3 protein-coding genes are annotated in these 2,982 nt (G+C 68.4%); all 3 read left to right on the plus strand.

Going from position 1 to position 2,982, the window contains the following annotated elements:
* The coding region (locus tag FKP22_RS25800) for a glutamate ligase domain-containing protein (protein WP_310733379.1) at nt 1–442 on the plus strand (442 nt) is incomplete at its 5' end.
* On the plus strand, nt 433–1,614 hold the full coding sequence (gene mraY, locus FKP22_RS25805) for a phospho-N-acetylmuramoyl-pentapeptide-transferase (RefSeq protein ID WP_141290650.1): 1,182 nt from the start codon (nt 433–435) through the stop codon (nt 1,612–1,614). The genes FKP22_RS25800 and mraY, both read left to right, overlap by 10 nt.
* Before the next feature lie 3 nt (nt 1,615–1,617).
* Nucleotides 1,618–2,982, plus strand: a 1,365-nt coding sequence (locus FKP22_RS25810) for a Mur ligase family protein (RefSeq protein ID WP_141290651.1), incomplete at its 3' end; no start/stop codon positions are given.

Here is a 2,982-nt window from a genome sequence, read left to right on the forward strand (position 1 = left end):
GCCGGTCAAGGGCCGCTCGCAGGTCAAGTTGTTGGCCAATGGCCAGACGCTGATCGACGACAGCTACAACGCCAACCCCGATTCCGTGCGCGCCGCCATCGAGGTGCTGGCCGAGCTGCCGGCGCCGCGCTGGCTGGTGCTGGGTGACATGGGCGAGGTCGGCAACGAGGGCCAGTCCTTCCATGCCGAGGTTGGCGCGCTGGCGGCAGAGCGTGGCATCGAGCACTTCTGGAGCACTGGCGAGTTGTGCCTGCACGCCGCGCGGGCCTATGGCCAGTCGGCGCGGCACTTTGCCAGCGTGGCCGAGCTGCTGGCTGCGGTGGATCGGCCGGCGGCACGCGCGGTGGTCGTCAAAGGCTCGCGCTTCATGAAGATGGAACAGGTCGTCGCCGCGCTGCAAGCGGCCGGCGCGCAAGACAAAGGGGAGGCCGCATGCTGCTGAGCCTGTCGCAGTGGCTGCAGGGCCTGTACCCGGAGCAATTCGGTTTCCTGCGCGTGTTCCAGTACCTGACCTTCCGCGCAGTGATGGCCGCGTTGACGGCGCTGGTCATCGGCCTGGTGTTCGGCCCGTGGGTCATCCGCCGCCTGACCGAGCTGAAGATCGGCCAGCCGATCCGCGAATACGGCATGCAGAGCCACTTGGCCAAGCGCGGCACGCCGACCATGGGCGGCGCGCTGATCCTGATCGGCATCGGCCTGGCCACGGTGCTGTGGAGCGACTGGAGCAACCGCTTCGTCTGGATCGTGATGCTGGTGACCTTCGGCTTCGGCGCCATCGGCTGGACCGACGACTGGCGCAAGGTGGTCGACAAGAACCCCGAAGGCATGCGCTCGCGCGAGAAGTTCATCTGGCAGTCGCTGATCGGCCTGGTCGCGGCGCTGTACCTGGCGTTCAGCGTCTCCGAGACCAACAACCTGCGCGTGCTGGAGCTTTTCCTGCGCTGGGTGCAGAGTGGCTTCTCGAACGACCTGCCGCCCAAGGCCGACCTGATGCTGCCGTTCTTCAAGACCATCAGCTACCCGCTGGGCGTCTTCGGCTTCATCGGCCTGACCTACTTCGTCATCGTCGGCGCCAGCAATGCCGTCAACCTGACCGACGGGCTGGACGGGCTGGCCATCATGCCGGTGGTGCTGGTGGCCGGCGCGCTGGCGATCTTCAGCTACGTGGTCGGCAGCGCGGTCTACAGCAAGTACCTGCTGTTCCCGTACATCCCCGGCGCCGGCGAGCTGATGATCTTCTGCGCCGCGATTGCCGGTGCCGGCCTGGCCTTCCTGTGGTTCAACGCGCACCCGGCGCAGGTCTTCATGGGCGACGTGGGCGCGCTCTCGCTTGGCGGCGCGCTGGGCACGGTCGCGGTCATCACGCGGCAGGAAATCCTGCTGGGCGTGATGGGTGGCGTGTTTGTCGCCGAGGCGCTGTCGGTGATGCTGCAGGTCGGCTGGTTCAAGTACACCAAGAAGAAGTACGGCGAAGGCCGGCGCATCCTGAAGATGGCACCGCTGCACCACCACTTCGAGAAGTCCGGCTGGAACGAGACCCAGGTGGTGATCCGCTTCTGGATCATCACGATGCTGCTGTGCCTGATCGGCTTGGCCAGCCTGAAGCTCAGGTAGTCCATGAATCAGCTGCGCGACCTGTCCATCCTCATCCTCGGGCTCGGTGACTCCGGCCTGGCGATGGCGCGCTGGTGCGCGCGGCACGGTGCCGCGCGCATCCGCGTCTGGGACTCGCGCGAAGCGCCGCCGCAGGCCACTGCTTTGTTGACGGATGTGCCTGCCGCCGAGCGTTTTTCCGGCGCGCTGGACGCCGACCTGGCGACTGGCTCGCTGTCCGACGTGCAACTGGTGCTGAAGAGCCCCGGCCTTGCGCCTGCCGACACGCGCATTGCGCCGCTGCTGGCCGCCGCGCGTGCCAAGGGCCTGGCGCAGCAGAACGAACTGGACTTGTTCGCCCGTGCGCTGGCCGACCTGAAGGCCGACCGCGGCTACGCGCCCAAGGTGCTCGCCATCACCGGCACCAACGGCAAGACGACGACCACCGCGCTGACCTCGATGCTGGTGGAGCGCTGCGGCAAGCGCGTGGGCCTGGCCGGCAACATCGGCCCGACGATGCTGGACACGCTGTCTGCCGCGCTGGACCTGGAGCCGCCGCCGTCTGCTGAGGCCGATGAAGCGGTGCTGGCCGAGCCGGCCGAGGAGCCGAACGCAGCTGCCGAAGCCGAGCCGCTGGACGAGTCCGCGGAACCGGCGGAGGTGGAAGCCGAGGCCGAACCCGAAGCGCTGCCGTTGGATGACGAAGACGCGCTTGCACCGCCCGTCGTGCTGGCCCCGCCGCCGCCCAAGCTGCCGGTGTTCGCGCACCTGCCGGACGTGTGGGTGCTGGAGTTGTCCAGCTTCCAGCTCGACGGTGTGCAGGGCTTCGAGCCCAGCGCCGCCACGGTGCTGAACGTCACGCAGGACCACCTGGACTGGCACGGCACGATGGCCGCCTATGCCGCAGCCAAGGCGCGCATCTTCGGCCAACATGCGCTGATGGTCGTCAACCGCGACGACACGCTGGTCGAGGCCATGGTGCCGGCGGCCGTGGTCGTGACCGGTGGCCGCGGCAAGCCGAAGAAGCTGGTGGGCCGGCCGGTCTGCCGCTTCGGGTTGGACGCGCCGCAAAAGCCTGGCGACTTCGGCTTGGTCACGGGCGGCGGCATGGACTGGCTCGTCCGTGCGATGCCGGCCGACGAAACCATCAAGAAGCGCAAGGGCGACGACGAAGACGAGTTGCTGCTGCAGCGCCTGATGCCGGCCGACGCGTTGCGCATCCGTGGCCGCCACAACGCCGCCAACGCGCTGGCCGCGCTGGCGCTGTGCACCGCCATTGGCCTGCCGCTGGCGCCGATGCTGCATGCACTGCGCGAATACCGCGGCGAGCCGCACCGCGTCGAGATGATCGGGCAGATCGGCGGCGTCGAGGCCTTCGACGACAGCAAG

It is taken from the genome of Ideonella azotifigens (assembly GCF_006519715.1).
In the GTDB taxonomy this organism is placed as follows: Bacteria; Pseudomonadota; Gammaproteobacteria; order Burkholderiales; family Burkholderiaceae_C; genus Ideonella; species Ideonella azotifigens.